The organism is Microbacterium sp. NPDC080005, assembly GCF_040702445.1.
GTDB lineage: Bacteria > Actinomycetota > Actinomycetes > Actinomycetales > Microbacteriaceae > Microbacterium > Microbacterium oleivorans_D.
Window position 1 is genome coordinate 849,632 of the sequence record NZ_JBFBLD010000002.1, and the last position, 22,735, is coordinate 872,366.

At 70.0% G+C, this 22,735-nt stretch carries 23 protein-coding genes; 11 read left to right on the plus strand and 12 right to left on the minus strand.

Annotated features, from left to right (window positions below; genetic code table 11):
• Nucleotides 1-3: 3 nt before the first annotated feature.
• Together AB0259_RS10915 and AB0259_RS10920 are read left to right on the plus strand one after the other, a co-directional pair.
• Entirely contained in the window at nt 4-411 is a 408-nt protein-coding gene (locus tag AB0259_RS10915) for a VOC family protein (RefSeq protein ID WP_366221715.1), read from the plus strand.
• Nucleotides 412-443: 32 nt separating this feature from the next.
• A complete protein-coding gene (locus tag AB0259_RS10920) occupies nt 444-896 on the plus strand; it encodes a hypothetical protein (RefSeq protein ID WP_366221714.1) in 453 nt (150 codons plus the stop codon).
• Here the strand turns inward: AB0259_RS10920 and AB0259_RS10925 are convergent.
• Nucleotides 871-2,004, minus strand: a complete 1,134-nt coding sequence (locus AB0259_RS10925) for a PQQ-dependent sugar dehydrogenase (RefSeq protein ID WP_366221713.1) — start codon at nt 2,002-2,004, stop codon at nt 871-873. The genes AB0259_RS10920 and AB0259_RS10925 overlap by 26 nt on opposite strands.
• Nucleotides 2,005-2,098: 94 nt before the next feature.
• Between AB0259_RS10925 and AB0259_RS10930 the strand changes: the two genes are divergently transcribed.
• Both AB0259_RS10930 and AB0259_RS10935 read left to right on the plus strand, forming a co-directional pair.
• A complete protein-coding gene (locus AB0259_RS10930) occupies nt 2,099-2,740 on the plus strand; it encodes an acyl-CoA synthetase (protein WP_366221712.1) in 642 nt (213 codons plus the stop codon).
• A complete protein-coding gene (locus tag AB0259_RS10935) occupies nt 2,737-3,099 on the plus strand; it encodes a hypothetical protein (protein WP_251577112.1) in 363 nt (120 codons plus the stop codon). Before AB0259_RS10930 ends, AB0259_RS10935 begins: the two co-directional genes overlap by 4 nt.
• A 19-nt stretch (nt 3,100-3,118) precedes the next feature.
• On the opposite strand, the gene purB is transcribed toward AB0259_RS10935, so the two are convergent.
• A complete protein-coding gene (gene purB / locus AB0259_RS10940) occupies nt 3,119-4,501 on the minus strand; it encodes an adenylosuccinate lyase (protein ID WP_366221711.1) in 1,383 nt (460 codons plus the stop codon).
• Nucleotides 4,502-4,526: 25 nt separating this feature from the next.
• Nucleotides 4,527-5,000, minus strand: coding sequence for a low molecular weight protein-tyrosine-phosphatase (locus AB0259_RS10945; protein ID WP_308222234.1), 474 nt, complete (start codon nt 4,998-5,000; stop codon nt 4,527-4,529).
• Nucleotides 5,001-5,140: 140 nt separating this feature from the next.
• On the opposite strand from AB0259_RS10945, the gene AB0259_RS10950 reads away from it, so the two are divergent.
• Together AB0259_RS10950 and AB0259_RS10955 are read left to right on the plus strand one after the other, a co-directional pair.
• Nucleotides 5,141-5,434 carry a hypothetical protein gene (locus AB0259_RS10950; RefSeq protein ID WP_366221710.1) on the plus strand — a complete coding sequence of 98 codons (294 nt, stop codon included), beginning with the start codon at nt 5,141-5,143 and terminating at the stop codon, nt 5,432-5,434.
• Nucleotides 5,434-6,720 (plus strand): hypothetical protein, encoded by a 1,287-nt coding sequence (locus AB0259_RS10955; protein WP_366221709.1) that lies wholly within the window; start codon nt 5,434-5,436, stop codon nt 6,718-6,720. Before AB0259_RS10950 ends, AB0259_RS10955 begins: the two co-directional genes overlap by 1 nt.
• Here AB0259_RS10955 and AB0259_RS10960 read toward each other — a convergent pair.
• Nucleotides 6,692-7,084, minus strand: a complete 393-nt coding sequence (locus AB0259_RS10960; protein ID WP_366221708.1) for a phage holin family protein — start codon at nt 7,082-7,084, stop codon at nt 6,692-6,694. The two genes, AB0259_RS10955 and AB0259_RS10960, sit on opposite strands and share 29 nt — an antisense overlap.
• 72 nt (nt 7,085-7,156) lie before the next feature.
• Between AB0259_RS10960 and AB0259_RS10965 the strand changes: the two genes are divergently transcribed.
• Entirely contained in the window at nt 7,157-8,221 is a 1,065-nt protein-coding gene (locus AB0259_RS10965) for a histidinol-phosphate transaminase (protein WP_366221707.1), read from the plus strand.
• A gap of 100 nt (nt 8,222-8,321) precedes the next feature.
• On the opposite strand, the gene AB0259_RS10970 is transcribed toward AB0259_RS10965, so the two are convergent.
• From AB0259_RS10970 to AB0259_RS11000, 7 genes are all read right to left on the minus strand, one after another.
• Nucleotides 8,322-9,782, minus strand: a complete 1,461-nt coding sequence (locus tag AB0259_RS10970) for a sugar porter family MFS transporter (RefSeq protein ID WP_251577101.1) — start codon at nt 9,780-9,782, stop codon at nt 8,322-8,324.
• A 76-nt stretch (nt 9,783-9,858) separates the two neighbouring features.
• Entirely contained in the window at nt 9,859-11,127 is a 1,269-nt protein-coding gene (locus tag AB0259_RS10975; protein WP_251577099.1) for a glucoamylase family protein, read from the minus strand.
• Complete coding sequence (locus tag AB0259_RS10980) at nt 11,124-12,815, minus strand: ABC transporter ATP-binding protein (protein ID WP_366221706.1); 1,692 nt, start codon at nt 12,813-12,815, stop codon at nt 11,124-11,126. The genes AB0259_RS10975 and AB0259_RS10980 overlap by 4 nt, the downstream gene beginning before the upstream one ends.
• Nucleotides 12,815-13,819 carry an ABC transporter permease gene (locus tag AB0259_RS10985; protein WP_366221705.1) on the minus strand — a complete coding sequence of 335 codons (1,005 nt, stop codon included), beginning with the start codon at nt 13,817-13,819 and terminating at the stop codon, nt 12,815-12,817. Before AB0259_RS10985 ends, AB0259_RS10980 begins: the two co-directional genes overlap by 1 nt.
• A gap of 16 nt (nt 13,820-13,835) precedes the next feature.
• Nucleotides 13,836-14,819: an ABC transporter permease gene (locus tag AB0259_RS10990; protein WP_251577093.1), complete on the minus strand. Its 984-nt coding sequence runs from the start codon at nt 14,817-14,819 to the stop codon at nt 13,836-13,838.
• A gap of 3 nt (nt 14,820-14,822) precedes the next feature.
• Nucleotides 14,823-16,526: an ABC transporter substrate-binding protein gene (locus tag AB0259_RS10995; RefSeq protein WP_366221704.1), complete on the minus strand. Its 1,704-nt coding sequence runs from the start codon at nt 16,524-16,526 to the stop codon at nt 14,823-14,825.
• Between the two features lie 46 nt (nt 16,527-16,572).
• Nucleotides 16,573-17,622 carry a LacI family DNA-binding transcriptional regulator gene (locus tag AB0259_RS11000; protein WP_366221703.1) on the minus strand — a complete coding sequence of 350 codons (1,050 nt, stop codon included), beginning with the start codon at nt 17,620-17,622 and terminating at the stop codon, nt 16,573-16,575.
• A 113-nt stretch (nt 17,623-17,735) separates the two neighbouring features.
• On the opposite strand from AB0259_RS11000, the gene AB0259_RS11005 reads away from it, so the two are divergent.
• The gene (locus AB0259_RS11005; RefSeq protein WP_366221702.1) at nt 17,736-18,314 is read left to right on the plus strand and encodes an NAD(P)H-dependent oxidoreductase; all 579 of its coding nucleotides are present in this window, start codon (nt 17,736-17,738) and stop codon (nt 18,312-18,314) included.
• A gap of 393 nt (nt 18,315-18,707) precedes the next feature.
• On the opposite strand, the gene AB0259_RS11010 is transcribed toward AB0259_RS11005, so the two are convergent.
• Entirely contained in the window at nt 18,708-19,139 is a 432-nt protein-coding gene (locus AB0259_RS11010) for a GIY-YIG nuclease family protein (RefSeq protein ID WP_251577086.1), read from the minus strand.
• Between the two features lie 145 nt (nt 19,140-19,284).
• Between AB0259_RS11010 and AB0259_RS11015 the strand changes: the two genes are divergently transcribed.
• From AB0259_RS11015 to AB0259_RS11025, 3 genes are all read left to right on the plus strand, one after another.
• On the plus strand, nt 19,285-20,898 hold the full coding sequence (locus tag AB0259_RS11015; RefSeq protein ID WP_366221701.1) for an alpha-amylase family glycosyl hydrolase: 1,614 nt from the start codon (nt 19,285-19,287) through the stop codon (nt 20,896-20,898).
• Nucleotides 20,895-22,082 (plus strand): family 1 glycosylhydrolase, encoded by a 1,188-nt coding sequence (locus AB0259_RS11020; protein ID WP_366221700.1) that lies wholly within the window; start codon nt 20,895-20,897, stop codon nt 22,080-22,082. Before AB0259_RS11015 ends, AB0259_RS11020 begins: the two co-directional genes overlap by 4 nt.
• 65 nt (nt 22,083-22,147) lie before the next feature.
• Entirely contained in the window at nt 22,148-22,660 is a 513-nt protein-coding gene (locus AB0259_RS11025; protein ID WP_366221699.1) for an ASCH domain-containing protein, read from the plus strand.
• Nucleotides 22,661-22,735: the final 75 nt, after the last annotated feature.

Sequence of the window (22,735 nt, forward strand, 5' to 3'; positions counted from 1 at the left end):
GTCATGACGATCACCATCCACTCGAGCTTCCTGCCCCACACGGATGCCGAAGAGTCGCTCGCGTTCTACCGTGACGCTCTCGGGTTCGAGGTCCGTCTCGATGTCGGCTACGAGAACATGCGCTGGATCACCGTCGGGCCGGTGGACCAGCCGGACACGGCGATCGTGCTGCACCCCGTCGGTGTCGGCCGCGACGTGACCGACGCCGAACGCCGGACACTCGAGGAGCTCCTCGCGAAGGGTTCCGTCTTCGGGATCAACCTGGCGACCGACGACCTCGATGCGACGTTCGCGCAGCTCGAGGCTGCGGGCGCCGACATCGTGCAGGAGCCGATCGAGCAGGATTACGGCGTGCGCGACTGCGCCGTCCGTGACCCCGCCGGCAACCTGCTCCGCATCCAGCAGTCCTGAGACTCAGTCATACAGACCGAAAGGGAACGACCATGGCAGGAAAGACCAGCGAGGGCGCCGGCTTCACCGACGCCGAGAAGGCCGCGATGAAGCAGCGGGCCGAGGAGCTGAAGGCGATGAAGGGGCTCAAGGGCCTCGCGAAGATCGAGAAGGAGAACCAGGCCTGCCTCGACGCGATCGACGCGCTCGAGGGCACCGACCGCGTCGTCGCCGAACGCCTGCACGTCATCGTGCTCGAAGAGGCCCCGCACCTGAACCCGAAGACGTTCTACGGCTTCCCCGCATACGCCAAGGACGGCAAGGTCGTGGTCTTCTGGCAGCCGGCGTCCAAGTTCAAGACCCGCTACGGCACGGTCAGCTTCGACGAGACCGCGCAGCTCGATGACGGCGTCATGTGGCCGGTCTCGTTCGCGGTGATCGAGATGACGGATGCCGTGGAGCAGCGCATCCGCGACCTGGTCAGAGCTGCGGCACCGCGAGACTGACGATCCGGTCGTCGCCCTCTGCGGGTGACCCGCGCCCGTCCGTGTTGTTCGTGAGGACGAACAGCGTGCCGTCGGGACCGACCGTCACGTCACGGAGTCGGCCGTACTCGCCGGTGAGCTCGGTGGACGTCGACGGGTCCGCCACGGGAACCGCACGGAGCACGCGGCCGCGCAGGTTCGCGATGACGATCGTGTCGTTCACGATGGCGATGCCGCTGGGGCTGGCGGCATCCGTCGGCCACGTCTGCACCGGGTCGATGAAGCCGTCCGCCTCGCCGCCGGTGCCCTCGACGTAGGGCCACCCGTAGTTGCCGCCGGGCTCGATGACGTTCAGCTCGTCGCGGTAGTTGCGGCCGAATTCGCTCGCGAACATCGTCCCGTCCTCCGCCCACGCGAAGCCCTGCACGTTGCGGTGACCGAGACTGTAGACGGGGGAGTCGGGGTCCGGGTTGTCGGAGGGGACCGAGCCGTTCGGCGCGATCCGCAGGATCTTGCCTGCGAGCGAATCGGGATCCTGCGAGGCGGGCTCGTCGCTCGTGTCGCCGTTCGCGATGTAGAGCATGCCGTCGGAGCCGAACGCGATGCGACCGCCGTTGTGGTGGGTGCCCGCCGGCATCCCGTCGATGACGGTCTCGGGCTCACCGAGCCGGAACGCGCCGGGTGAGCCCGAGATCGCGTAGCGCTGCACGCGGTTGCCGTCGCGGGCCGTCGAGTAGACGAAGAGGTCGTCGCCGTCGATCGCGAGGCCGAGGAGCCCTCCCTCGTCGCTGTGGACCACTCCCGCCACGGTGCCGACCTCGCGCGTCGTGCCGTCCGACGCGACCTCGAGGATGCGGGCGGTGTCGCGCTCGCTCACGAACACGGTCTGGTCGCGCACCGCCATCGACCAGGGTGCATCGAGACCGGACGCCACGGTGCGCGGCGTCACCGGCGGCGGTGTCGGGGTGGGGGTCGGTGTCGGGGTGGGGGTCGGCGTCGGGACGGAGCTGACCGACGGGGTCGGTGACTCGGCCGTCGGCTGCTCGGGCGCAGCGCATCCCGCGAGCGTCAGGGCCGCGGCGAGACCGAGCCCGGCGGTCGAGGCGGCGGAGCGTCGGCGCGAGGACATGCGCTCAGTCAACCGCATCCTGCCGCTCCGGAGGCCGGAACCGGGTGGACGACCTAAACTGGGGGCATCCCGTCCCCTTCCTGAGAGACCGCCTGTGCCTGACGCCGCCCCCCGTGCCTTCGAGGTGCGCCACCTGCAGATGGGGCGCGCCCTGTTCGCGGCGATCGCGGCGGTCATGATCACCTTCTCGGGCGACCACTCGGCGCAGGTCGGCGGCGCGGTCTTCAGCGGCTTCGCCGTCGCGACCGGGCTGATCCTGCTGCTGTCCGCATGGCTCGTGTTCCGGACGGGCGAGCGGTCGCAGGCGCTGCTCCTCGGCATCCTCACCCTCGTCGCCGGCATGATCGCGACCCTCCCCGCGGCGCGCACGGTGGACGGGTTCTTCACGGTCGTCCTCGTCTGGGCGCTCGTCGCTGGTGCGGCCGAGCTCGTGACCGGCATCATCGGCCGGCGACGCGACACCCCCGCGGCCGGCGAGTCGGTCTTCGTGGGCGCGCTCACGATCGTCCTGGGGCTGGCGCTGCTGTTCGTCCCGCGCGGCTACACGCTCGACTACTACATCGACCAGGCGCAGCAGTCCTTCACGTTGACCGGGATCACGATCGGTGTGGGTGTGTTCGGCGGCTACGCCGCGATCGTCGCGGTCTACCTCGGGATCGCCGCGTTCTCTCCTCGTCCTGCTGCGGTCCCCGCAGTGGAGACGGCCGACACGGATGCCGCTGGAGGCCGCACATGACCGACAAGAACCCCACCCGCCGTGACCTGATGCGTCCGGTTCAGCTGCTCGGTTTCGCCCTGCTGGCGGCGGTGTTCGCCGGCATCGTCACGCTGGTCTCGATGGGTGTGCTGCAGGATCAGCGCCCGAACAGCGACGTCGACCAGCACCTGCGGGCCTGGGGCGTCGCCGCGATCGTCGCCGGCGTGACCTTCATCGCGACGCTCGTGATCATGGCGCTCTCACTGCTGGTCGTCGACCCGGCTCAGGTCGGCAAGCAGGTCGACCGCGGTCTGCTCCTCGACCCCGAGGACAGCGGCGAGCCGGGTTCCGCCGAGGGCGAGACCGGTCGCGGCCGCACACCGCCCTCCCCGCACTGACCCGCGGTCCGGCGGCGGCTCAGCGCAGCAGGTCGACGAGTCGGTCGGCCAGACCCGCGTACGTCGCAGGGGTGAGCGCGAGCAGACGCTGCTTCGCGGCATCGCCGATGTCGAGGCCGTTCACGAACTCGGCGAGTTCGGGCGCGCCGACGCGGCGGCCTCGCGTGAGGTCCTTGAGCAGCGCGTACGGGTCGGTGATCTGCGACCGACCGGCCACGATCTCGGCGCGCACGACCGTCTGGATCGCCTCCGCGAGGACCTCCCAGTTCGCGTCGAGGTCGGCCAGCAGGACGTCACGCGAGAGCGAGATCTCGGTCAGCCCGCGCTGCAGGTTGTCCAGCGCGAGCAGCGAGTGACCGAAGGCGACGCCGATGTTGCGCTGCGTGGTCGAATCCGTGAGGTCGCGCTGCATCCGCGACGTGACGAGGGTCTGCGCGAGGGTGCCGAACAGCCCGCCCGAGATCTCGAGGTTGGCCTCGGCGTTCTCGAAGCGGATCGGGTTGATCTTGTGCGGCATCGTCGACGAACCGGTCGCCCCCGCGACGGGGATCTGGGCGAAGAAGCCCATCGAGATGTAGGTCCACACGTCGGTGGCGAGGTTGTGGAGGATGCCGCCGGCGTGCCGCACCCGGTCGTACAGCTCGACCTGCCAGTCGTGCGACTCGATCTGCGTGGTCAGCTCGTTGAAGCCGATCCCGAGACCCTCGATGAAGCCGCGCGAGAGCGCGGGCCAGTCGGTGTCGGGCTCCGCGGCCAGGTGCGCCGACCAAGTGCCGGTCGCGCCCGAGAACTTCGCGAGGTACTCGCCGCCTGCGATCTGGTCGGCGACGCGCTGCAGGCGCCAGGCGAAGACGGCGAGCTCCTTGCCCATGGTCGAGGGCGTCGCGGGCTGTCCGTGCGTGCGCGAGAGCATGACGGCATCCCGGTGCTCCTCAGCCAGCGCCGTCAGTGAGGCGATGACCGCACGCAGCTTCGGCAGCCAGACCCGCTCGACGGCGCGCTGGACGGTGAGGGCGTAGGAAGCAGAGTTGATGTCCTCGCTCGTGCAGGCGAAGTGGGTGAGCTCGGCGATCGCGTCGAGTCCGAGCGACGACAGCCGGTCGCGGACGAGGTACTCGATCGCTTTGACGTCGTGACGGGTGACCGCTTCCTTCTCGGCGAGCCAGGCGATGTCGTCGTCGCCGAAGTCCCGGTAGAGGCCGCGCAGCGAGTCCTTCTGCTCATCGCTGAGCGCCGACGACCCGAACAGGCCGCGGTCGGTCAGCGTGATGATCCACTCGACCTCGACCTCGACGCGAGCCCGGTTGAGACCCGCCTCCGAGAGGTACTCGGCGAGGGGGGCGACCGCCGCGGCGTAGCGACCGTCGAGCGGGCTGAGGGACATCGAGGGCAGGGAGGACACGCGACTCCGTTCGGTGGGGGTGCGCTCACCGGCGAAGCGCGGGTTCGAGCTGCCGGAACAGCGCCCGGCTCGCGCTCTCGATCATACCGAGCACCTCGTCGAACATGGCGGGGCCCCCGTAGTAGGGGTCGGGGACGTCGAGCGCTCCGTCCGCCCGAGCATCGAAGCTGAGCAGGAGGGCGAGCTTGTCGACGTCGGCGGGGCTGCGCGCCCACTCCGACAGGATCCGTTCATGCGATCTGTCGAGGGCGATCACGAGGTCGTTGCGATCGAAATCGTCGCGCGTGAACTGTCGTGCGCGATGCCGGGTACCGTCGAAGCCGCGGCGTGCGAGGGCCTCGAGGGTGCGGCTGTCGGCCCGCTCGCCGACGTGCCATTCCCCGGTCCCGGCACTGCTCGAGGCGACCCGCTCGCCGAGGCCGGCCTGATCGGCGAACCATCGGAACACGACGTCCGCCATGGGGGAACGGCAGATGTTGCCCGTGCAGACGAACAGCACGCGGAAGACATCGTCGGGCTCGGGCACCCCTCCATTGTGCTGATCGAGAGGGCTCCTGCACAGAGCGCATCCACAGTGCGGCATCCACCGTGCGTCTGCGACGCCCCCTGGAGAGAGCATGCCGCGGCCAGGGTCGACCTATGTCGGATGTCCTCGCGCCCTTTCCGTACCTGTGGGGTGCTCCGCTGCCGGAGCGCCTCGCCGCCCTCGATGACGCCCTCGCCCTGCTCCGACAGGCGGACGAGCAGGTGGTCCGACTCCTCGGGGATGTGCGCCGGGTCGCCCATCTCGTCGACTGGCGTGCCGAGGCCGCCGATGCGTTCCGGGAGGCGGCCGCCGCCTGGGAAGGGGACGTCGCCCGCCTGTCGGCATCGATCCAGACGGCGATCGACGACACGCGCCGCGACCGGAGTTGGGTGGAGGCGACGGGCTGATGGGCGAGATCGAGATCCGCGGCGGTCGTGTCGTCGCCGTCGACACCGAGACTCTCCGTCACGCCGCCGCGCAGGCGGCGCTGTCCGTCGCCGACGCGGACGGCCTACGGGCGACGCTGGCACACGCTGAGCAGCTCGCGCGCGCCGCGGTGATCGGCGGGGGTGCGCCGCACCTCGCCGCCGCCGCCGGTGCGGTCGTCGCCTCGGGCACCCGCCTCACGACGGCGCTCCGCGACGCCGCCACCGCGTATGAGCTCGTCGAACTCCGGGCCCACGCCGCACTGGCGGGGGGAGGCGATGAGCACGACCGCCGAGACGCCGTGCTCATCACCCGGCGGGCGGAGGCTCTCGAGGCATCCTCGCCCGCGGCTGCAGCGGTCGCGCGGCAGGTGATCGCCGACGCCCCCGACCCGTTCACGACGATCGCCGGAGAGCTGTGGTGGGCGACCCTGGCCGCCGGGCTCGCACCGACCGTGCGGGGCACCCTCCGACGCGGGGAGTCGGAGATCCGCGCGTGGGGGAGGGGCGCGCCGGCGGAGAGCAGTCGGCTGGTCGGCGCTCCGGTCCGCCCGATCGTCGTGCCGGTGAGGTCTCAGAGGGGCACGGCGCCCGCCACAGTGGCCGACGTGGCCCGACGTGTGCCGGGTGACGGGCCCGGCAGCATCCGGGTCGAGCGCTACACGATGCCGGACGGGGGTCGACGGTTCGCGCTGTACCTCTCCGGCACGCGGTTCGGGAGGGATGCCGGGACGTTCGGTCTGTCGTCCACCCTTCCGCTCTACGCGGGGATGACGTCGTCGTCCTACGAGGCCAGTCGCATCGCGCTGCAGCAGGCGGGAGCGGAACCCGGCGACTCCGTCGTGGTCAGCGGTCATTCGCAGGGCGCGATGATCGCAAGCCGGATCGCCCTGGAGGACGAATACGACGTTCCGCTGATCGTGGGTTTCGGCAACCCGGTGCAGGCCGACGTGGGCGCTGACACCCTCCAGGTCGATCTGCGCCACCGCGATGACCCGGTGCCGCTTCTCGCAGCGGGCGGCCACGACACCGAGATCGGCGCGCCGGGCAGCATGATCGTCGAGCGCACGATCGACCCGGTGCCGTGGCTGAACTCCCACCAGATGGACCAGTACACCGCGACATCCGAGATGCTCGACACGTCGACCGACCCCCGGATGGACGGAGTACGCGAGCGGCTGGAGGAGTTCGCGCAGGCGGAGTCCGTGGAGGTGTTCCTCTACGCGACCGCCGAAGGGGTCAGCGCTTCGTCTGCGGACGGAGGATGATCCCGAAGAGGAAGTTGATGATCGAGATGATGAGGGCGGCGACGACGCCGAGCCAGAAAGACTCGACCGACAGACCCCAGCCCCACCACTCGGTGAACCATCCGGTCAGCCAGAAGAGGAATCCGTTGATGACCAGCGAGATCAGACCCAGCGTCAGGATGTAGAGCGGGAACGCGAGGATCTTGAGGACCGTGCCGATCACGGTGTTGACGATCGCGAAGACGGCCGCGACGGCGAGGAGCGAAAGCACGAGCTGCAGGGTCTCGCCGGGGGCGAACGGCGTCACCTCGACGCGCAGCGGCTCGATGAGCGTGACGACCCAGATCGCGAAGGCGTTGATCACGACGCGGACGATGAAACGCATGTCCGCAGTCTGGCACGCGCGAGCACAGCCGGGCCAGGAGCGGGGCGGCGCGCCCGCTCGTAGACTCATCGCGTGACCGACATCCCCGTCCGGGTTCGTCCCGAGATCGCCGCCCTCCCCTCGTACACGCAGGGCAAGCAGGCCGGCGCCGCCGCGTACAAGCTCTCCAGCAACGAGAACCCGTTCGACCCGCTCCCCGGTGTCGTGTCGGCGGTGCGCGACGCGGTCGCGTTCAACCGGTACCCCGACGCGCTCGCCGGTCGGCTGCGCGCTCGGCTCGCCGAGCGGTTCGGCGTCACTGACGACCGCATCCACATCGCCGCCGGGTCGGTCTCGATCCTCTACCAGCTCGCCCAGGCCGCGGCGTCCGTCGGCGACGAGATCGTGCTGCCGTGGCGCTCCTTCGAGGCGTACCCGGGCATCGTGACGGTCACCGGCGCCACCCCCGTGATGGTGCCCCTGACGGATGCCGCCGCGAACGACCTCCCCGCCCTCGCCGCCGCCGTCACCGACCGCACGCGGGCCGTCTTCGTCTGCACGCCGAACAACCCGACCGGCGCGGTCGTGACGCAGGCCGACTTCGACGCGTTCGTCGCCGCCGTCCCGAAGGACGTGCTGATCGTCCTCGACGAGGCGTACGTCGAGTTCGTAACGGATGCCGCCGCCGTCAAGGGCGAGCGCGTGATCGCCGCCGGGCACGACAACGTCGTGATCCTGCGCACCTTCTCGAAGGCGTACGGGCTCGCGGGCCTGCGGATCGGCTACGCCGTCGGACATCCCCGCATCCTCGACGCCGCCCGCAGCGCCGGCATCCCGCTGTCGGTCACGGCGCAGGCCGAGGCCGCCGCGCTGGCGAGCCTGGACGCCGAGGACGAACTGCGCGAACGCGTGTCCGTCGTCGCCCAGCGCCGCGACCTGCTCGTGGACCGCCTGCGCGAGATCGGATGGGACGTCCCGACCGCGCAGGGCAACTTCGTCTGGCTTCCGACCGGTGACCGCTCGCTCGAGGTCGCGGCGGCGTTCGAGGCCGCCGACCTCGTCGTCCGGCCTTTCGCCGGAGACGGCGTGCGGGTCTCGGTGGGCGAGGAGGAGTCGCTCGACCGCGTCGTCGAGGTCGCGGCATCCGTTCGTCCCTGACGACGAACGACGCGTCCCCGGTGCCCTGCGCGGGCGTTCCGGGGACGCGTCGTGTCGGTTGCGGAGCTGCCGGGCGACGAACGGCGTCCCGCGAGGCGGCTCAGCTCTTCGCGTGCTCCTTCGCCTTCTTCACGAAGAGCGTCTCGGTCTGCTCGAGCTCCATGCCCTTCGTCTCGGGCACCCGCCAGGCGACGTAGACGAACGACAGCGCCGCGAAGAGCGCGTACATGCCGTAGGTGAGGGGCAGCGACCAGCTCGACATCGCCGGGAACGACACCGTGATGAGGAAGTTCGCGATCCACTGGGCGCCGGCGGCGACACCCAGGGCCTTGCCGCGGATGCGGCTGGGGAAGATCTCGCCGAGCAGCACCCACACGAGCGGGCCCCACGAGGCGCCGAAGCCGACGACGAACAGGTTCGCCGCGACCAACGCGATCGGGCCCCAGGCGCCCGGCAGCGAGACCTCGCCGTCGACGGTCACGGCGAACGCGAAGGCGATCGCCATGGCGGCGAGCGACAGCGTCATGAGCACCGACCCGGTCAGCAGGATCGGCTTGCGACCGACGCGGTCGACGAGCCAGATCGCGATGAGGGTGACGACGACGTTCGTGACCGAGGTGATCACGCTGATGAGCAGCGAGTTGCTCTCGTCGAATCCGACCGCCTTCCAGAGGGTGGTCGAGTAGTAGAAGATCACGTTGATGCCGACGAACTGCTGGAACGTCGACAGGATGATGCCGACCCAGACGATGCCCTGGAGGCCGAGCACGGGACCCCGCAGCGAGGCGCCCTTGGTCTTTCGGTCCTCGTCGATGGCGTTGCGGATCTCGTTGACGGACTTGTCGAGGTCGGCTGCGGGCACGAGCCGGGCGAAGATCTCACGGGCCTCGTCGTTACGCCCCTTCGCGAGGAGGTAGCGCGGGGACTCGGGCATGGTGAAGGCGAGGATGCCGTAGACGGCGGCCGGGACGATGCCGACGAGGAACATCCAGCGCCAGGCCTCGAGTCCGAGCCACAGCTGCTCCGAGGCGCCGCCGGCCGAGTTCGCCAGGACGGCGTCGGAGAGGAGAGCGGCGAAGATGCCGAGTGTGATCGCGAGCTGCTGCAGCGAGGCGAGGCTGCCGCGGATCTGCCGCGGCGCGATCTCGGCGATGTAGGCGGGGGCGACGACCGAGGCGATGCCGATGCCGATGCCGCCGATGACGCGCCAGACGATGAGGTCGGGGACGCTGAAGGTGAGGCCGGATCCGATCGACGACACGAGGAACATGACGGCGCCGAGCATCATCGTCTTCAGGCGTCCCCAGCGGTCGGAGAGACCGCCCGCGAGCACCGCGCCGACGGCGCAGCCGAGCAGGGCGACGGCGACGACGAAGCCGGTGAGGACGCTGTTCAGGTCGAAATTCGACTCGATCGAGTCGACGGCGCCGTTGATGACCGACGAGTCGAAGCCGAAGAGGAAACCGCCGACCGCGGCTGCCACCGACAGACCGATGGCGCGTCGCCCGTACGGGCTTTTCAACGAGAAGGCGTCGGCAGGGATCGTCCCGGTAGTGCTCATGAGGTTCGAGGGTACGCCGGTGCCCGCGGGTCGCGCCCGCCCTTGCGCGCGCGACGAAATCCGATACGGCTGACGCTCAGGCCTCGGTGAAGCCCAGCTTCTCCGCACCGCGCGCGATCCACGGATGCCGCGAGAAGGCATCCCACACGAGGGTCGACCCGAGCGCCGCGGCGCCGAGCAGCGCCGTCGCTCCCTTGTTCAGGCCGTAGCGGGGAGGCGCGTACCAGGGCTCAGCGCCCTCGAGGTTGACGCCGTCGGTCGCGCCCCACTCGTTCCACGCGCCCGGGTGCTCGTCGCGGAGAACGCGGAGCGCGGGGGTGACCTCCTCGGGCGCGAGCGGCAGCGCGCCGAAGAGCGAGACCGGCGGGATCGTGCCGTCGTTCCGCGGCTCGTGCGCCGCGGGTCGCGCACCGTTCACGACGTATCCGCCGGGACCGAGCCCGGCGGCCGGACCCCACAGGCCCGCGGCGAAGGTGCGCCACGTGCCGGACTGGTCGGCACACCACGCCTTCGAGGCCAGCGACGCCTCGCGCGAGTTCGCCCACCAGTCCCGCCCGTCCTTGTCGCGCACCCGCTGGAACGGATAGAACGCGAGCGGGAAGTGGTACGTGAACAGCGTCCCGCCCGGCTCGTAGACGCACTCGTGTCCGCCGTACGATCCGACGGGCTTGTCGAACCCGTCCCACAGCGCCTGTGCGTGCCGGCGACTGACCCCCGGGTGTCCCGCGGCGAGCAGGTACATCGTCAGCTGCTCCGCGGTCATGCTCCATGCGCTCACGAACCCGGAGGCGTCCGCGCCCTCGGCATAGTCGTCCTCAGCCGAGCCGACCCACGCCATCCGCAGCACGGTGCGCCCGTCCGGCCCGGTCGCCGACAGCCAGTTCCAGTCGATCCGCGCCAGCATCCGATCCACCGCCGCCGACACCTCGGCGTCGTCGAAGAAGGATGCCGCGACCACCGCACCGCACAGGGCGAGCGTCGTGTCGATCGTGGAGTACTCCGATCGTCCCTGCCGCTCGCCGGTAGCGGCGTCGACGAAGTGCGCGAGGAAGCCGTTCTTCTGCGGCACCGTGTGCTCGAGGGTCCGCATCGTCCCGCGCACGCGCTCGAGGACCTCGTCGCGGTCGAGGACGCCGCGCTCGACGCCCACGCACCACGCGGCGAGCGCGAACCCGGTCGCCGCGACGGTGGCGACGTCCGGGAGGTCGTCGCGGTCGAGCACGAGTCCGCATCCCGGCCCCGACGGCGTCGAGAACCGCCAGAGCCAGCGGATCGAGGCATCCACCTCCGTCTCGGTGAGTTCGCGGATGTCGGCGGGCAGGGTCTCCACGGCGGAGAGCGTCATGCGGCGGACCTCTTCTCGAAGGGGTTGGGGATCGCGTCGAGCAGCTGGCGCGTGTAGGCGGCCTGCGGGTTCTCGATCACCTGCTCGGCGGGTCCGGACTCGATGAGCTCGCCGTCCTTGAGGACGAGCGCATGGTTCGCGAGGCTCTTCGCCGAGAGCAGGTCGTGGGTGATGTACAGCATCCCCACGCCGTGGTCGGCGACGAGGGACTGCAGCACCTCGAGGATCTCGGCCCGGATCGACACGTCGAGGCTCGCGATCGGCTCGTCGGCGATGACCAGCCGCGGTTCGGCCGCGAGCGCGCGGGCGATGACGACGCGCTGCCGCTGTCCGCCCGAGAGCTCGTGCGGGAGGCGCCCGATGAAGCGGCCCGCCGGTGTGAGGCCGACGGTCTCGAGCAGGCTCGCGGAGCGTTCGATCGCCTCACGACGGCCGACGTGCAGGAAGTTCACGAGCGGCCGCGCCAGGGAGTATCCGACGGTGAGCGTCGGGTTGAGGGCGGCGTACGGGTCCTGGAAGACGTACTGGACATTGCGGCGGTACTCCCGCGCGATCTTCCCGCGGAGGGACGCGATGTCGTGCATCTGCCCGTCGCCCTTGGCCGAATACCGCACCGACCCCGACGTGGGGACGTCGATGCGGGTGAGGATCCGCGCGATCGTCGACTTGCCCGAGCCGGACTGGCCCACGAGCGCGGTGACCTCCCCCTCGCGCAGCGTGAAGGACACGTCCTTGACGGCGTCGACGTACTCGGTCTTCAGCCCCTGCCGCTTCGCGAAGCGGCGGCCGAGGTCCGCGATTTCCAGCACCGTGCGTCCCTGGACGGGCGCCTCCTCCGACACCTCGTCGGGCTCCTCCAGTTCGGCGCCCGTGTAGCCGGGCACGTCCTCGCCGAGGAGTTCGGCGTACGAGCCGACGAGGTGGATGGAGTACGGATGCCGCGGGCCGGGCCTAACGGCATCCGTCGCCGCGATGTCCTCGACGATCTCCCCTTCGTACATGACCGCGACGCGGTCCGAGAAGTCGAGCAGCGTGCCCATGTCGTGCGTGATGAGCACGGCGCCGAAGCGCTCGCGCTCCTGTAGCTCGCGGATCTTGTCGAGGATCGACTTCTGCACGACGACGTCGAGGCCGGTCGTCGGCTCGTCGAACAGCACGAGCTGTGGCTGGAGGGCGAGCGCGAGGGCGAGGTTGACGCGCTGGCGCATGCCACCCGACAGTTCGTGCGGATACATCCCGAGGAAACGGGTGTCGACGCTGACGAGGTCGAACAGCTCCTCGCACCGCTCGCGGATCTTCTCGTCGCTCAGGTCGGTGTGCTCGTGCATCACGTCCTCGAACATGCGGCGGACCCGGACCACCGGATTCAGCGAGTTCATGCTCGACTGGAAGACCGTCGACACGTACGACCAGCGGTACGGGCGCAGGTCGTCGCCCGACAGGTCGGTGACGTCCTGGTCGCCCCAGCGGATCGTGCCGCCGGTGATGCGACCGGGGCTGCGCAGCAGCTTCAGCACCGCCTGCGCGAAGGTCGTCTTGCCCGAGCCCGACTCGCCGGCGAGGCCGACGAACTCACCCGGCGCGACCTGGAGCGACGCGTTCTTGACCGCGTCGACGGCGGCACCGACCTTGGGGCGGTACTGCACCGACAGGTTCTCGACCGAGAGAACGGATGCCGCGGTGGTCATCACTTCTCCTCCTCTTCGCGTAGGTGCGGGTTGCTCAGCATGTCGACGCCGAAGTTCACGAACGTCAGCGACGTCATGAGGAGCGCGAGCATGACGCCGGGGGCGACGAGCCAGACCCACAGGCCCTGCACGAGGGCGCCGTTGGCGTTGGCCTGAGCGAGCATCTGTCCCCAGCTCACGGTGTTCGGGTCGCCGAAGCCCATGAACGACAAGCCGGCTTCGGCGGCGATGGCTGCGGTGGCCGCCCCGATGAACCCCGAGACGATCAGGGACGACATGTTCGGCATGATCTCGCGGAACACGATGCGCAGCATCCCGTCTCCGCCGAAGCGGGCGGCGGTCACGTAGTCGCGGTTGCGCATCGAGATGATGAGCGATCGCATCTCGCGCGAGGCGCCGGCCCAGCTCGTGATGGCCACGACGAAGACGAGCAGCGCGAGCCCGCGCGTCTCGCTGTAGGCGACGATCACCATCATCAGCGGGAGGACCGGGATGACGAGGGCCAGGTTCGTCGCGAACGAGAGCACGTCGTCCAGCGCGCTGCCCTCGCGGTACCCGGCGAGCAGGCCGACGACGATCGCGATCGCGATCGTGGCGAGCCCGCCCAGCACGCCGATCGCGAATGACAGCCGCGTCCCGTGCACGAGCTGCGTCCCGATGTCGTAGCCGAGGGTGTTGGTGCCCATCCAGTGCGCCCAGCTCGGGTCCTGCGACGGGGCGAAGGACGCATCGGTCGGGCTGTACGGGGTCAGCACGTCGGCGAGGATCGCCATGAGCGCGAACACCGCCAGCATGACGATGCCCACACGGGCCTTCCGGCTCGACCAGATGACCTGGTACCAGCGCGGCGGCCGGACGACGGCGACGACCTCTTTGGTCGAGGCGTCCGCTTCGGTGACGCGCCGCCGGAACGTCCGCACCGGCTCGGTGCGGTCGGGCAGCACGCCGCCCGCCGGCTGCGGCATCGCGGCCGGCTGGGGGAGGGGGGTTTCTTCAGGAGCCATGTTCGTCACCCGGCTTTCAGACCGACGCCCGGCGGGCGCGCGGGTCGATGAGCGGATAGATGAGGTCGACGATGAAGTTCGCCGTCAGGACGATGACGATCGTCGCGAGCAGGATCGCCTGCATGAGCGGGAAGTCGCGGTTGCTGGTCGCCTCGCCCATGAGCCGGCCCATGCCGGGGTAGTCGAAGACGGTCTCGATGAGGATCGACCCGCCCATGAGCACACCGAGCGAGAGAGCGAAGCCCGTGATCACCGGCAGCAGCGCGTTGCGCGCGGCGTAGCCGAGGGCGAGGGTGCGCTCCTTCAGCCCGGCCGCCGATGCGAGGCGGATGTAGTCCTCGCCCAGCACCTGAACCATCGTGTTGCGCATCGAGAGGATGAATCCGATCGGTGCCGTGACCATGAGCGTCAGAGCCGGCAGGAAGCCGTGGGCGACGACGTCGGCGATGTGCTCGGGGGTTCCGGGATCGGTGTAGCCGTACCCGCCCGTCGCGGGGAACCAGCCCAGTGTGTAGGCGAAGAGGAACACGATGATCAGGGCGATCCACACCGACTGCAGGTTGCCGACGAAGGTGGACCCAACCGAGATCGTGGCGTCGAACCGGCTGTTGCGGCGCCACGCCGCAATAGCGCCGAGCAGGGTCCCGACGAAGAACGACAGGATCTGCGTCAGCCCGACGAGCACCAGTGTCCACGGCAGCGCCTTGCCGAGCACTTCGATCACCGGCGCCGGGAAGTACGTGAACGAGATGCCCAGGTCACCCGCGGCGAGCTGCTGCAGGTACTGCCAGTACGCCACGAACACGTTGTCGTCGCCGTAGCCGAGCATCGTCTTGATCGCGGCCACCTGCGCCGGGTCGACCTCGCCGCGACCGGTGAGCTGGGTCACCATAATCTCGGCGGGATCCCCCGGCTGCAGCCGCGGGATGATGAAGTTCAGCGTGATCGCCGCCCACAGGGTGAGCAGGAAGTAGCCCGTCTTCCGCGCGTAGTACACCATCGGTCAGTCCTCCCCCGAGGAGTCCGATGCCGCGGCGTCCCCCGGCGGGCGCAGCTCGGTCGCGATGCGGATGAGCTGATCGACGGGGTAGGGGTTCTCCTCGCTGGGCCAGCCGACCGCGTTCTCGGTGCGGTAGATCAGGCGGTTCGGTGCGTACTGCAGTGCGATGTAGGGGAACTCCGTCATGAAGACGTCGATGACCTCGCCCTCGATCTCCTTCGCGCGGGCAGCGTCCGTCGTGTTCGCCCACTCGTCGATGAGCGCGTCCATCTCGGGGTCCGAGTAGCGCGCGCGGTTGAGGAGCAGCTCCTTGTCCTTCGAGATCTGCGACGACTGCAGTCGCGCACCGAGGTCCCTCGAGCGCTGGCATCCGCCGCCGACGAAGTCGACGACCATGTCGAAGTCCCCGGAGCGCTGCATCCCGTCGACCGCGTTCGGGTCGGTGGTGATCATCTTGATCTGCACACCGACGTCCTTCGCGTTGCGCACGATCACGTCGGCCATCGCGATGATGTCCATCCAGCCCGCCTGCACGCTGAAGACGAACGAGAGCGGCTCGCCCTGCTCATCGACGCGCCAGCCGTCGGCGCCCCGCTCGTATCCGGCCGCGTCGAGCAGTTCGTTGGCCTTGTCGGGGTCGTACGGGATGTACGCCTTGTCGCCCTGCCACTTCTCGGGGATGTCCTGCTCCTGGAAGGGCAGCAGAAGCATGGTCTGGCTCGCGGGCTCCATGATCCCGAAGGTCGCGCGCTCGGTGATCGCCTGGCGATCGATCGCGTACGCCAGACCCTCGCGGAACTTCGGGTCGTTCAGCACGGGGCGCTCGTTGTTGATGGCCAGCACGGTGGTCGCGTCCGGCGGGTAGAAGAAGTGCGCGTCCTCCGGGTCGGGTGCGACGACCGAACGGTTCGGGTTCGGGATGTCGCCGCGGTAGAGGTCGAGCGCACCGCCGCGCAGCTTCAGTGCGCCGGAGTTGGCGTCGTACTGCCCCTCCATCGAGAGCTGCTGGATCTTCACCTCGTCGGCGTTCCAGTAGTCCGGGTTGCGCTCGAGGACGAGCCGCCGACCGTTGTAGTCCTTCGGCACGAACGGCCCGGTCGCCACACCGACGGTGTCCACGAAGAGGGTCGGGTCGCCCTGCTCGGCGTAGATGTGCTCGGGCAGGATCTTCATCGTCGAGAGGATGCCGTCGGTCTTCGGCACGGCCGCGCCGGCGAACTGGATCTCGACCGTGTGGTCGTCCAGCGCGGTGACGCTCTCCGCCGGGGCGCCGAAGTACTCGCCCCACAGACCCGCGCGATCGGCGGCGGGGAACTCCTTGCCGACCATGAACGTGTAGACGACGTCATCAGCCGTGAACGGCTCGCCGTCGCTCCACTGCACGCCCTCGCGGAGTGTCAGGACCATGCGGTCGGGTGTCGGCCACTCGTAGGAGGTGGCGAGCCAGGGGATCGCCTCGCAGGTGAACCGGTCGCGGATCATGAGTGGCTCGAACAGCCACGTCTGCACCGTCGCGTTCGGGGAGAGCCAGTTGTAGTTCAGGATGCCCTGCACGGAGCCGGACGCCTCGGACGGCATCCGGATCTCCGCGATCATGCCCTCTGCCGCCGGCGGCGCCGGCTCGAGCCCGATGTTCGCGCAGGCGGACGTCGCCAACAGCGCGGACACCAGGGCGGCGCTCGCCGCGGCTCTTGTGCGCTTTCTCATCGGAACCTCCTCGTTCCTCGGGTGTGGGGCGCCGCGCGCCCGGGTCTCAGTCGGCGGTCGCCTCGGGATCGGCGGCGCATCCGCACGACTCGCGGATCACGAGTCGTGTCGCCAGCACCGTGCGTGCGTCGAGGGTCTCGCCCAGGGCGCCCGCCGCGGCACGGGCGCCGAGCTCGGCGACCGGCTGGTGGACGGTGGTCAGGCGGGGGGAGGCGATCTCGGCGAGAGACTGGTCGTCGAACCCGGTGATCGCGACGTCCTGCGGGATCCGGTGACCGAGCCCGGGGAGGGTCGCCAGCAGCCCGATGGCGAGCTCGTCGTTCGCGCACACGAGGGCGTCAGGGAGACCGGTCTCGTGCACCTGGCGGGCGGCGAGGGCGCCGCTGCGGACGTCGAGTCCGTACCGCAGCGGCTCGCCCGCCTCGCCGAGACCTGCCGAGCGCAGCGCATCCAGGAAGCCGGCGTACCGCAGGGTCGTGTCGGGCGAGCCGGCGGGCTCGCCGACGAACGAGAGCCGTCGGTGACCGTGCACCTCGATGAGGTGGCGGGTCAGTTCGGCAGCGGCGGCGCGCCCGTCGGTCAGGACGGCGGGGGCGTCCTCGCTCTCACCGGCGACGACCACGACGCGGCCGACGGTGGCGAGTCGGGCGATCTCGGCATCCGGCACCGTCCCGCCCGCGACGATGAGGCCGTCGGTGCGTTCTGCCAGCTGACGCACGGATGCCACGGCGTCGGGGCGCAGGTGCGTTCCGAGCACGTTGATCGCGACACCGCGCTCGACCGCGACCGACTCCGCGCCCTCGATGAGGGCGGCGAAGTAGGGGCCACCGAGGCCCGGGAGCACGATGCCCAGGGTGTTCGTGCGCCGGTACGAGAGGGCTCGGCCCAGCGAGGAGGGGGTGTACCCGAGACGGTCGATCGCCTCGCGGACGCGTTCCTTCGTCGCCCCGGCGACACGGGGGTCGTCGTGGGTCACCCGCGACACCGTCGCCACCGAGACGCCGGCCGCGCGAGCGATGTCGCGAATGGTGGGCCGGGGGCTGCCGCCGGGCGAGCGGGTGTGGGATCGGCGGGTGCGCGCGTCCGAGTCCGTCATGTCCCTCCGTCACCTCCTCGTGAGATCGGGTCCGGCGATGTAACCGGATACATCGAGCGACTGTAGCGCTGGTAACCGGTTACATCAACCCCTCATCCCCGCAGAATGGAGGGATGAGCACGCTGATCGTCTCTGCCCACCCCGACCCGGCGTCCTTCACCCATCGCGTTGTCGAACGTCTCCGCGCGGCGCTCCCGCCCGGCGAGGTCGAGGTCGCCGATCTCGCGGCGGAGGACTTCGACCCACGTTTCACCCTCGCCGATCGGCACTCCTACCTCGTCGCCGGGGACTACCCGACGGACGTCGCCGCAGAGATGGCTCGCATCGACCGAGCGGACCACCTCGTGCTGGTCTTCCCGGTGTTCTGGTGGTCGATGCCCGCACTGCTGAAGGGGTGGATCGACCGGGTGTTCGCGAACGGGTGGGCGTTCGGTGTCGGCGAGGGTGGCGGCATCCGACCCGGTCTGGGTCGGCTCACCGCCCACCTGGTCCCCGTCGCGGGGTCGGACGCCGCCCTCTACGAGCGGCGCGGATACGACCGCTCGTTCGAGACGCAGATCGGGACGGGGATCCTGGACTACTGCGGCGTGGGCCGCGGGCTCACGGAATTCCTGTACGACGCGGATGCCGGCGCGGCAGCTGACGACCTCGACCGGGTCGTCGCGAGAGTCGCTGCCGCGACCCGCGTCTGAGGTCGCGGGAAGATCCCCGGGTCGGAGCCGCGGGGGGAGTCGGCTCGACGACCCGAGGCTCCCGGACGTCTCACCGTGACAGGGGAGACGCGATCCCGCGCGGACAACCCGGGGCTGGGTTGCGGGCGACGATACGCCCGGCGACGACGAAAGGGAAGACCGACAGCAAGACCCGGCTGGAGGGGGTCTCCCCCGAACCCCAGCCGGGTCATTGTGTGCTGCAGTGGGGCCCGCACGCGGAACGCCGTTGTCCCCCAGTGACCGATCCGAGTGCGGGTCTCAACCAGCTCCCCAAGTGATGGTCCTACAGCACCTCAGAATGTACCGACGCAGGACGAACGACTTGTCCCCCTTTCGGGGGACAAGTCGTCTGTGATACAACTTTTCGCCGTCTCATGAGGACAGTCGCCGGAACGCCTCACCCAGCCACCGGTCGTATGCCGCCCACGGCTCGCCGATCCGTGTCCGGAGGCCGTCGATGTGGGTCGCGAGGAGACCGGTCAGGGTGAACCATTCGCCGCCCTCCCGCAGGTCGGCGAACTGCTGGTGGCGCTCCCGCTCGAGGCGACGGTCGCCGGGCTCGAACGCGAGCAGTTCGTCGTGCATGATCGCCGCCAGGCGCCGGCGGGGGCTGGCGGATGTGCCGATCTTCACCCGGTCCCGGTAGCGCAGGTAATAGACGACGTCGATGCGGGGCGGTGGGATGTCCGCGTCAGGAGCGTCGCCGAGACGCCACCCGCATCGTGCGCAGAACCAGGTGTCGTCGTGACGCTCGCCGACCTCGCCGCCGCAGACGCGGCAGCGCGAGGGGAGTGGATCGGGCACGGGCCCATCCTGACGGCGTCCACCGACACTGCGGGTGCGCAGAGGCGTCGATGTCGGGCCGGGCCTGGATGTAACCGGATACATCGAGTACAGTCCCCGAGGTAACCGGTTACATGGGCTGCAACGACGCAGAGAGGAACGAGGCATGTCGTCATCGCCACTCGCCGATCGCCTGGATCGTATCGTCCTGTATCAGGCCTATCCGCAGAGCTTCGCGGATGCCGATGGCGACGGCGTCGGTGACCTCGACGGGCTGGCGGGTCGGCTCGACCACCTCTCCTGGCTCGGCGTCGACGCCGTGTGGATCAACCCGTGCTTCGTCTCCCCGATGCGCGACGCGGGGTACGACGTCGCCGACTTCGACCACGTCGATCCGCGGTACGGCGGTGACGCCGCCCTCGACCGACTCGTCGCCGAGGCGGACCGTCGCGGCATCGCGGTGCTCCTCGACCTGGTCGCCGGGCACACCTCCGACCAGCACCCCTGGTTCCAGGCCGCCGTCGCCGCCGACGGCGACCACCGTTACGTCTTCTCCGATCGCCCAGCCGAGGATTTCGAACCTGTGCCCGGTCCGCGCGGCGGCTTCTACAAGCCGAACTTCTTCGCCTTCCAGCCCGCGCTGAATTTCGGCTACGCGCGCGCCGCCGCGGATGAGCCGTGGCGGCAGCGCGTCGACGCCGACGGGCCTCGGCAGAACCGCGACGCGCTCGTCGACATCATCCGTCGCTGGTACGACCGTGGGGTGCAGGGCTTCCGCGTCGACATGGCCGCCTCGCTCGTCAAGGACGATCCGGGACACGTCGAGACCGCGAAGCTCTGGGACGAGATCCGATCCCGGCTCGACGCGAGCCACCCCGGACGGGTGCTCATCTCGGAGTGGGGCGATCCCGCGCGGGCGATCCCGGCCGGATTCCACAGCGACTTCTTCCTCCAGTTCGGGGGCGACAGCGACGGCTGGCCGCTCAAGTCCCTCTTCAACGACAACGCCGGCACGGTCCACGAGGCGTGGGATCAGACGGAGGTCTGGGCCGGAGCCGAGGGGACCGGGGACGCCGCCGACTTCGTCTCGGCGTGGCGGGAGGCTGCGGACGCGATCGCCCGCGACGGTCGCGGCGGGGTGGTCGGGCTCCCGACCGCGAACCACGACTTCACCCGGCTGGTCAGCGGTCCGCGTGACGCCGAACAGGCGCGCGCCGCGCTGATGCTCGTACTCACCTGGCCGGCGATGCCCTCCGTCTACTACGGCGACGAGATCGGCATGCGGTACGTCCCCGGCCTCGCGTCGCACGAGGGATCGTCGCTCGGGCCGCGGTACGAGCGCGCCGGCTCGCGCACACCCATGCAGTGGGGCGAGCTGGGCGACGGCATCCACCCCTCGCGGTACCTCCCCGAGGACCCGGACCCGGACCGCCCGACGGTCGCCGACCAGCGCGACGATCCTCACTCGCTGCTCACCTTCGTCCGCGAGGCCATCGCGCTGCGACGCGGCGATCCGCGGCTCTCGGCGCACGCTCCCGTCGAGGTGCGCACGACGACCTACCCCTTCACCTACGTCCGCGGCGGCTCGCTGCTCGTGGCAGTGAACCCTTCGCGCACTCCGCGCACGGTTCCGGATGCCGCGGGTCGGATCTGCCACGGATACGCCGCGCGCCTGGACGGCGACACCCTCCATCTCGACGCGTTCGGCTGTGCCGTCGTCGAGCTCGACCAGAACCCGGCCGCGGCACCCGCGGCATCCGATGAAAGGAACCCCGCATGACGACGCACACCGGACCCACGACCTCCGCGCCCGAGGGCTTCCTCTGGGGCGCAGCCACGGCCGCCCACCAGATCGAGGGCGGCAACGTCAACACCGCGCACTGGGAGTTCGAGCACGCGCCCGACACGACGGTCGAGGAGCCCTCGGGCGACGCGTGCGACTCGTACCACCGCTTCCCCGAGGACATCCGGCTCCTCGCCGAGTCGGGTCTCGACACCTACCGCTTCTCGATCGAGTGGGCGCGGATCGAGCCTGAGAAGGGCATCGTCTCGCGCGCGCAGCTCGACCATTACCGCCGCATGATCGACACGTGCCGGGATGCCGGCATCACGCCGTTCGTGACCCTCCACCACTTCACCGTGCCGCGTTGGCAGGGCCACGACGGCGGCTGGTACGCCGACGACGTCGTCGACCGGTTCCGCCGCTACACCGAGACGGCGACCCGCATCCTCGACGACGTCGAGTTCGTGGTGACGATCAACGAGCCGAACATGATGGTCAACCAGACCGAGGCGAAGATCGACACCGAGCAGGGCGTCAACTTCCCCGGACCCTCGCCGCACGTCGCGCAGGTCATCGCGCAGGCCCACCACGCCTCCCGCGAGGTGCTGTCGGGTCTCGGGCACGTGAAGAGCGGCTGGTCCGTCGCGAACCAGGTGTACCAGGCGGTTCCCGGATACGAGAAGGAGCGCGACGAGTGGGGCTACTGGCGCGAGGACTACTACCTCGAGCAGGCCCGCGACGACGACTTCATCGGAGTGCAGTCCTACCTCCGCACGATCATCGGGCCCGACGGGCCGGTGCCGTTCGCCGACGACGTCGAGCGCACGTTGACCGGCTGGGAGTACTACCCCGAGGCCCTCGGACACGCGCTCCGCCACACCCACGAGGTGACGGGCGGCATCCCGATGATCGTCACCGAGAACGGCATGGCGACGGCCGACGACAGTCGACGCATCGACTACACGACCGGCGCGCTCGAGGGTCTGTCGGCCGCCCTGCGCGACGGTCTGGACGTGCGCGGCTACCTGCACTGGTCGCTGCTCGACAACTACGAGTGGGGCTCCTACCGTCCGACGTTCGGTCTGATCCACGTCGACCACGAGACCTTCGCCCGCACGCCGAAGCCGAGCCTCGCGTGGCTGGGCGACCTCGCGAAGCGCGGGGTGATTCCCGCCGCCTGACCCGTCGGGCGGTCGCTGCACTCGGTCGGCTCGCGCGATCGCCGACGGGCTGGGAGGATCGTCGGATGTCCGAGAGCCTCTCCTCCGCCGCCTTACCGCTCGATCGCGCCGCCGCGGACGGGATGTGGGCCGACTACCGCGCCGCCCATCCGGCAGCCGCTGCCGCGGGGTCCGAGTACACCGTCGAGCACTTCGGTGACAGCCCGCGGCTCGCCGACCAGCTGCTCGACGCCGTGCTGAACGGTCCGAAACGCGCGACCGCCGAACTCGTCGCCGAGTTCACCACCCGCGGCGATGAGCTGCCGCGGATCGGGGGTCACTGGATCGCCTGTGACGGCACCGGCGCGCCGCGGATCATCATCCGCAGCACCGAGCTGAGGGTCGGCCCCTTCACGAGCGTCGACGCGGCGTTCGCCTTCGACGAGGGCGAGGACGACCGCACCCTGGAGAGCTGGCAGCGCGAGCATCGCAGGTACTTCACCCGAGTGGCCGCGGCTCGGGGTACGCAGTGGTCCGAGGAGGACGAGATCGTCTTCGAGCGCTTCGCCGTGGTGTGGCCGCCCGAGCACGCCGACTGACCGCGGGCTTGTCCCGAAGGGACGGCGAATCGCGGCATCCGTTGTCGACCTCATGCAGAACGGCTCATGCGTCGG

Excerpts from the sequence above, each read along its gene's own strand:
- AB0259_RS10915 (WP_366221715.1), top strand. The coding sequence starts at position 4 with ATGACGATCACCATCCACTCGAGCTTCCTGCCCCACACGGATGCCGAA.
- AB0259_RS10920 (WP_366221714.1), top strand. The coding sequence starts at position 444 with ATGGCAGGAAAGACCAGCGAGGGCGCCGGCTTCACCGACGCCGAGAAG.
- AB0259_RS10925 (WP_366221713.1), bottom strand. The coding sequence starts at position 2,004 with ATGTCCTCGCGCCGACGCTCCGCCGCCTCGACCGCCGGGCTCGGTCTC.
- AB0259_RS10935 (WP_251577112.1), top strand. The coding sequence starts at position 2,737 with ATGACCGACAAGAACCCCACCCGCCGTGACCTGATGCGTCCGGTTCAG.
- AB0259_RS10950 (WP_366221710.1), top strand. The coding sequence starts at position 5,141 with ATGTCGGATGTCCTCGCGCCCTTTCCGTACCTGTGGGGTGCTCCGCTG.
- AB0259_RS10955 (WP_366221709.1), top strand. The coding sequence starts at position 5,434 with ATGGGCGAGATCGAGATCCGCGGCGGTCGTGTCGTCGCCGTCGACACC.
- AB0259_RS10960 (WP_366221708.1), bottom strand. The coding sequence starts at position 7,084 with ATGCGTTTCATCGTCCGCGTCGTGATCAACGCCTTCGCGATCTGGGTC.
- AB0259_RS10970 (WP_251577101.1), bottom strand. The coding sequence starts at position 9,782 with ATGAGCACTACCGGGACGATCCCTGCCGACGCCTTCTCGTTGAAAAGC.
- AB0259_RS10975 (WP_251577099.1), bottom strand. The coding sequence starts at position 11,127 with ATGACGCTCTCCGCCGTGGAGACCCTGCCCGCCGACATCCGCGAACTC.
- AB0259_RS10980 (WP_366221706.1), bottom strand. The coding sequence starts at position 12,815 with ATGACCACCGCGGCATCCGTTCTCTCGGTCGAGAACCTGTCGGTGCAG.
- AB0259_RS10985 (WP_366221705.1), bottom strand. The coding sequence starts at position 13,819 with ATGGCTCCTGAAGAAACCCCCCTCCCCCAGCCGGCCGCGATGCCGCAG.
- AB0259_RS10990 (WP_251577093.1), bottom strand. The coding sequence starts at position 14,819 with ATGGTGTACTACGCGCGGAAGACGGGCTACTTCCTGCTCACCCTGTGG.
- AB0259_RS10995 (WP_366221704.1), bottom strand. The coding sequence starts at position 16,526 with ATGAGAAAGCGCACAAGAGCCGCGGCGAGCGCCGCCCTGGTGTCCGCG.
- AB0259_RS11000 (WP_366221703.1), bottom strand. The coding sequence starts at position 17,622 with ATGACGGACTCGGACGCGCGCACCCGCCGATCCCACACCCGCTCGCCC.
- AB0259_RS11005 (WP_366221702.1), top strand. The coding sequence starts at position 17,736 with ATGAGCACGCTGATCGTCTCTGCCCACCCCGACCCGGCGTCCTTCACC.
- AB0259_RS11015 (WP_366221701.1), top strand. The coding sequence starts at position 19,285 with ATGTCGTCATCGCCACTCGCCGATCGCCTGGATCGTATCGTCCTGTAT.
- AB0259_RS11020 (WP_366221700.1), top strand. The coding sequence starts at position 20,895 with ATGACGACGCACACCGGACCCACGACCTCCGCGCCCGAGGGCTTCCTC.
- AB0259_RS11025 (WP_366221699.1), top strand. The coding sequence starts at position 22,148 with ATGTCCGAGAGCCTCTCCTCCGCCGCCTTACCGCTCGATCGCGCCGCC.